This window comes from Streptomyces bambusae (assembly GCF_019400985.1).
Taxonomy (GTDB): Bacteria; Actinomycetota; Actinomycetes; order Streptomycetales; family Streptomycetaceae; genus Streptomyces; species Streptomyces bambusae_A.
Window position 1 is genome coordinate 1 of record NZ_WTFF01000388.1, and the last position, 6,186, is coordinate 6,186.

The 6,186-nt window shown below is 72.0% G+C and carries 4 protein-coding genes; 2 read left to right on the forward strand and 2 right to left on the reverse strand.

The window, feature by feature from the left end; genetic code table 11:
- Nucleotides 1–481: 481 nt before the first annotated feature.
- Nucleotides 482–931 carry a PTS sugar transporter subunit IIA gene (locus tag GPJ59_RS32220; protein WP_219671460.1) on the forward strand — a complete coding sequence of 150 codons (450 nt, stop codon included), beginning with the start codon at nucleotides 482–484 and terminating at the stop codon, nucleotides 929–931.
- Nucleotides 932–1,005: 74 nt separating this feature from the next.
- Nucleotides 1,006–2,676, forward strand: coding sequence for a phosphoenolpyruvate--protein phosphotransferase (gene ptsP, locus GPJ59_RS32225; RefSeq protein WP_219671461.1), 1,671 nt, complete (start codon nucleotides 1,006–1,008; stop codon nucleotides 2,674–2,676).
- 104 nt (nucleotides 2,677–2,780) lie between these two features.
- Here ptsP and GPJ59_RS32230 read toward each other — a convergent pair whose 3' ends face one another.
- Nucleotides 2,781–3,743: a hypothetical protein gene (locus tag GPJ59_RS32230; RefSeq protein WP_258025251.1), complete on the reverse strand. Its 963-nt coding sequence runs from the start codon at nucleotides 3,741–3,743 to the stop codon at nucleotides 2,781–2,783.
- 59 nt (nucleotides 3,744–3,802) lie between these two features.
- Nucleotides 3,803–5,785: an acetoacetate--CoA ligase gene (locus GPJ59_RS32235; RefSeq protein WP_219671462.1), complete on the reverse strand. Its 1,983-nt coding sequence runs from the start codon at nucleotides 5,783–5,785 to the stop codon at nucleotides 3,803–3,805.
- Nucleotides 5,786–6,186 lie beyond the last annotated feature (401 nt).

The window sequence follows — 6,186 nt, forward strand, 5'->3', positions numbered from 1 at the left end:
CCTCCGGGCGCTTCCTTCGTTCTTGCGTTTCCGACTCTATCAGATCTTTTTCCGATCCGATTTCCTCGGCGCTTTCCGGTTCCGGCGCTTTCGCGCTTTTCCCTTCCGGCGTTTCCGACTCTATCAGTGTTTTTCTTTCTCTCTGACCACCTGCCCGCAGACATGCGGGGGCGACCTGAAGATCGAGATCAACTGGAGGAGTTGGGTTGCCTGTCGACCTGTGTTCACACGTGATTCATGTGGTCTGGTCGGGCAGGACTCCCGACGTTACACCTGCCGTGGGGCGCAAGCAAATCGATTCAGGCGTATGGTCTAGTCCACCGGTCTAGTCCACTAGTCTCCGTGCCCAAGGGCCCGCCCGGGTCGGGACGGACATCGGGCGAACCCGTACATCCTCTGACATATCCTTCTGCCGAGTACGCCGTTCGCGACAGACAGTGACGGCGGCGCGACGAAGCTCCACCCCCCCTGGGAGGCCCCCATGACCAGCGTGATGTCCCCACTTGCCGGGCGCGCCATCGGACTCGCGGCAGTACCCGATCCGGTGTTCTCGGGCGCGATGGTGGGTCCGGGCACCGCGATCGACCCTGTGCGGGAGCCGCAGGAGGCGGTGTCCCCCGTCGACGGTGTGGTCGTCTCCCTCCACCCGCACGCGTACGTCGTCGTCGACGGCGAGGGCCACGGTGTGCTGACGCACCTGGGCATCGACACCGTCCAGCTCAACGGCGAGGGCTTCGAGCTGCTCGTGAACAAGGGGGACACCGTCACCCGCGGCCAGGCCGTCATCCGCTGGAACCCGCTGGCGTGCGAGGAGGCCGGCAAGTCGCCGATCTGCCCCGTCGTGGCCCTGGAGGCAACCGCGGACTCCCTCGCCGGCGTGATCGAGGACGGCGACGTCAAGGCCGGCGACGTCCTCTTCGGCTGGCAGTGACGCGTCCGCCCGCACGGGCGAGCAGTACATCCATCGCGGCGGGTGGGTCCGCCGCCATATCGGAGACGGGTGAAATGGAGACAACGCTGCGAGGCGTCGGCGTGAGTCACGGCGTGGCGATCGGCGAGGTGCGGCACATGGGTACGGCGGTCCTGGAGCCGCCGGCCAAGCAGATCGCCGCGGAGGAGGCGGAGCGTGAGCAGGGGCGCGCCCGCCAGGCCGTCAGCGCGGTGTCGGCCGACCTGATCGCACGCGGTCAGCTGGCCGGGGGCGAGGCCCAGCACGTGCTGGAGGCCCAGGCCATGATCGCTGAGGACCCCGAGCTGATGGCCGACGTGGACCGTCGGGTCGCGGTCGGCAGCACCGCGGAGCGCGCCGTGTACGACGCGTTCGCGGCGTACCGCGAGCTGCTCGCTGGGGCCGGGGAGTACATGGCGGGCCGGGTCGCCGACCTGGACGACGTGCGGAACCGGATCGTCGCCCGGCTGCTCGGCGTCCCGATGCCGGGTGTGCCGGACAGCGACGAGCCCTACGTGCTGATCGCGCGGGACCTGGCGCCGGCGGACACGGCGCTGCTGGACCCGGCGCTCGTGCTGGGCTTCGTGACCGAGGAGGGCGGCCCGACCAGCCACAGCGCGATCCTCGCGCGGGCGCTCGGGGTGCCGGCCGTGGTGGCGCTGCCGGGTGCGAAGGAGCTGCCGGAGGGCACGGTCGTCGCCGTGGACGGGTCCACCGGTGAGATCTTCGTGGAGCCGACGCCGGAGAAGCGGGCGGAGCTGGAGACCGCGGCCGCCGAGCGCAAGGCCGCCCTTGCCGCGTCGTCCGGTCCGGGGGCCACCTCCGACGGGCACAAGGTGCCGCTGCTGGCCAACGTCGGCGGTCCGGGGGACGTGGCCGCCGCGGTCGAGGCGGGGGCGGAGGGCGTGGGCCTGTTCCGCACCGAGTTCCTGTTCCTGGACGACAGCCGGAAGGCGCCGTCAGAGGACAAGCAGACCGAGTCCTACCGCAAGGTGCTGGAGGCCTTTCCCGAGGGCCGGGTCGTCGTGCGGGTGCTCGATGCGGGCGCGGACAAGCCGCTGGACTTCCTGACCCCGGCCGACGAGCCGAACCCGGCGCTCGGCGTACGGGGCCTGCGCACCCTGCTGGACCACCCGGAGGTGCTGCGGACGCAGCTGACAGCACTGGCCAAGGCCGCCGAGGGGCTTCCGGTGTACCTGGAGGTCATGGCGCCGATGGTGGCCGACCGCCAGGACGCGCGGGCGTTCGCCGACGCCTGCCGGGAGGCCGGGCTGCGGGCGAAGTTCGGCGCGATGGTGGAGATCCCCTCCGCCGCGCTGCGGGCGCGCTCGATCCTCCAGGAGGTCGAGTTCCTGTCGCTGGGCACGAACGACCTGGCCCAGTACGCCTTCGCCGCGGACCGTCAGGTGGGTGCGGTCTCCCGGCTGCAGGACCCGTGGCAGCCGGCGCTGCTGGACCTGATCGCCATGTCGGCGGAGGCCGCCCGGGCCGAGGGCAAGAGCTGCGGTGTCTGCGGCGAGGCGGCCTCCGACCCGCTACTGGCCTGTGTGCTGACGGGTCTGGGCGTCACCTCCTTGTCGATGGGTGCGGCGTCGATCCCCTACGTGCGGGCGACGCTGGCGAAGTACACGCTGGCGCAGTGCGAGCGGGCGGCCGCGGCCGCGCGCGCGGCGGACTCCGCCGACGAGGCGCGGGTGGCCGCGCAGGCGGTGCTGTCCGGCGAGTAGCCGGCGGGTGTGCGTGTGGGGTGAGAGGGGCCTTCGCCGGTGGCGGAGGCCCCTCTGCCGTCGGGCGGCGGGTGGTGGCCCGTGCCCGGCGGTGCCCCGTCCGGTCAGTGGTGCGGGCCGGGGTCGTCCACCTCGAAGCCCGGGCAGTAGTCCACGCCTGGTTCGGGTGCGACGGGTTCTCCGGTGTCGGCGTCGGTGCAGTACGCGTCGAAGACGGAGGCCGCGGGGAGCGCGACGAGCCTGCCGCCCGCCAGCCGCCAGCCGTGGACGCGGTCCTTGGCGCCGGGGGCGGTGGTGCGCAGGACCAGTCCGCCGGGTCCGCCGAGGGCGATGCCGGCGGCGAGGACGGTGACGAAGTCGAGGCCGTCGCGGCCCTCGATCCGGGGTGGGTCCTCTGGTTCGCCGCTCGCCTCGGCGTGGAGGACGGCGATGAGCTGCTCGTCCGGGGTGGGGACGCTGCACACCATGTGGTGGTGGCCGGGGCCGGCGCGCTCGACGAGGCGGGTGAGGAGGTGGCCGGCCCGCTCGAAGGAGGCGTGGCCGATGTCCTCGCCGCAGTCGGCGCAGGCCCCGAGTCCGGCGAGGAGCATGGTGGCGTACTCCCAGGTGGCCTGGCGGACCGACTCGTCGACGAGGAGGGGAACGAGCTCCTCGATGGGCTGGCCGGTGTAGGGCAGGCCGGCGCTGCTGCCGCCGAGCCCGGCGGTGAAGCGGGTGCGGGCGGTGGGGGTGTCCGGGTCCAGGCCGTGGTCGGCGCAGAATGCGGCGTAGGCATCGGGGTCGAAGAGGGTGACCGTGGTGTGGATGCCCTGGGCGGCGAGGGATTTCAGCAGTGCGTCGACCTGGCGGAGGTAGTCCTGGTGGTCGTCGAAGGTGAAGGAGCGGTACCCGCGCATCGCCGCGAAGTCCCGGGCGTCGGCGACGAGGGCGACGGTGCTCGGGACTTCGCGGCGGAGGCTGCGGCGGGCCTCGGTGGTGCCGGGTGTGGTGATGTCGGATGCGGTGGCGTCGGGTGCGGTGGTGTCGGATGCGCGGGTGTCGGATGCGCGGGTGTGGTGCTTCGGCATGGCTCCCCCTGGGTGGGCATCGATCAATGCTCACTCAGCGTAACCATCGCCACTGACAGTCACCCTTCGCGGCGGGTGCGGGCCAGCTCCTCGTAGAAGTGCAGCAGGTCGAGGTTGTCCACCGAGCCCGGGTTCACGGCCTTGGCCAGCGGGGTGCCCTGGAGCAGCCGCTTGACCGGGACCTCGATGCGCTTGCCGGTGAGCGTGTGGGGGACGGCGGGGACCTCGATGACCTCGTCGGGGACGTGCCGCGGGGAGAGCTCCGCTCGGATGGTGCGCTTGATCTTCTCGCGCAGCTCGTCGTCGAGGGTGGCGCCGGGGGCGAGCTGGACGAACAGCGGCATCCAGTAGCCGCCGTCGGCCTCCTCCAGGCCGATGACCAGGGACTCCTTGATCTCCGGGAGGCGCTCGACGGCCTCGTAGATGTCGGCCGACCCCATCCGGACGCCCTGGCGGTTGAGGGTGGAGTCGGAGCGGCCGTGGATGACGACGGACCCGTGGTCGGTGATCGTGATCCAGTCCCCGTGCCGCCAGACGCCGGGGAACATGTCGAAGTAGCTGTCGCGGTATCGGCTGCCGTCGGGGTCGTTCCAGAAGCGGATCGGCATGGACGGCATCGGGTTGGCGACGACGAGCTCGCCGACCTCGCCGACGAGCGGCTTGCCCGAGGGGTCCCAGGACTGCAGGTCCGTACCCAGGCAGGCGGCCTGGAGCTCGCCGATGTGGACGGGCAGGGTGGGCACGGCGCCCGCGAAGCAGCTGCAGACGTCCGTGCCGCCGCTGACGGAGGCGATCCACAGGTCCTCGGCGACCTCGTCGTGCAGCCAGCGGAAGCCGTCGGGCGGCAGGGGCGAGCCGGTGGTGGCGACGCACTTCACGGCGGAGAGGTCGAAGTCGCGCGAGGGGTGCACCTCGGCCTTCCGGCAGGCCATGACGTAGGCGGCGGAGGTGCCGTACAGGGTGGCCCGGGTGCGCTCGGCGATCCGCCACTGGGCGCCGGTGTCGGGGTAGCCGGGGCTGCCGTCGTAGAGGACGACGGTGGTGCCGGTGAGCAGGCCGGAGACGAGGAAGTTCCACATCATCCAGCCGATGGAGGTGTACCAGAAGAAGCGGTCCTCCGGCCCGAGGTCGCAGTGCAGGCCGAGCTGCTTGAGGTGCTCCAGGAGGATGCCGCCCTGGGACTGCACGATGGCCTTGGGCAGGCCGGTCGTACCGGAGGAGTACAGGACCCACAGCGGGTGGTCGAAGGGGACCGGCTCGAAGACGGGCGCGGTGTCGCCGGCGGTCAGGGCGGACCACTCCAGGGCGCCCTCGGGTGCGGGCGTGCCGAGCAGCGGGATGTGGACGACGGCGCGCAGGGACGGCAGATCGCGGCGCAGCTCGGCGACAGCGTCGCGGCGGTCGTGCTGCTTGCCGCCGTAGCGGTAGCCGTCGACGGTGAACAGGACGACGGGCTCGACCTGCTGGAAGCGGTCGAGGACGCTGCGGGCGCCGAAGTCGGGGGCGCAGGAGGTCCACACGCCGCCGACGGCGGCCGTGGCGAGGAGCGCGACGACGGCCTCGGGGATGTTGGGCAGGTAGCCGCTGACCCGGTCGCCGGGGCGGACGCCGAGGGCGCGCAGCTCGGCGGCGAGCGAGCCGACCTGGCGGCGGAGCTCGGCCCAGGTGACGGGGACGGCCTCGTGGGTCTCGTCGACGTGGAGCAGGGCGGCCTCGCCGGCCCGCGCCGGGTCCTCGCCGGCGCGCAGGGCGTGCTCGGCGTAGTTGAGGGTGGCTCCGCGGAACCACTCGGCTCCGGGCATCGAGCGGTCGCCGAGGACCTGCTCGTAGGGGGTGGTGAAGCGGACGTCGAACCAGTCGGCGACGGCCCGCCAGAAGGTGTCGAGCTCGTCGACGGACCAGCGGTGCAGGGCCGGGTAGCCACCGTCGGCCGGGGCGCCGTACCGCTCGGCGGCCCAGGCCTGGAAGCGGGTGACCGCGGCGGCCGCGATCCGGTCGGGGCCCGGCGTCCAGAGGGGTTCCGGCGAAGTGGCTGAGGTCATGGGCGGGCTCCCGGGGTCCGTCTGCGGCGCGCGCTTGGTGTGCGGCGGTGTGCGGTGTGCGGCTTGCGTGTACGCGTACGGGCACCTGTACGGGTTCCGGTACGAGTACGGGGTGTGCGGTGTTACGGGTCGTTACGGTCGGACATGCGTAGGTTGGCACCGCGCGAGGGGTGGTGCGCGGCGGCTCACAGGGGACCATGCCATGTGATCGACATCCGCACCAGAGGCGTCGTGGCCGGTCGGGTGTGATCCATTTACGGGTGAACGGCAGTTGAACGGAGCCCGCTCGGCCGGGGCCCGATGGCAGGGTGATCGCCATGGACGGTCGCGATCTGGTGCGTGCGGTGGAAGAAATCGGTACGGCGCGCGGGCTGTTCCTTATACACATCTGACGCCGCAGA

What these genes read in the sequence shown, in the direction of transcription:
- GPJ59_RS32220 (WP_219671460.1), top strand. Translation starts at nt 482, where the DNA reads ATGACCAGCGTGATGTCCCCACTTGCCGGGCGCGCCATCGGACTCGCG.
- ptsP (WP_219671461.1), top strand. Translation starts at nt 1,006, where the DNA reads ATGGAGACAACGCTGCGAGGCGTCGGCGTGAGTCACGGCGTGGCGATC.
- GPJ59_RS32230 (WP_258025251.1), bottom strand. Translation starts at nt 3,743, where the DNA reads ATGCCGAAGCACCACACCCGCGCATCCGACACCCGCGCATCCGACACC.
- GPJ59_RS32235 (WP_219671462.1), bottom strand. Translation starts at nt 5,785, where the DNA reads ATGACCTCAGCCACTTCGCCGGAACCCCTCTGGACGCCGGGCCCCGAC.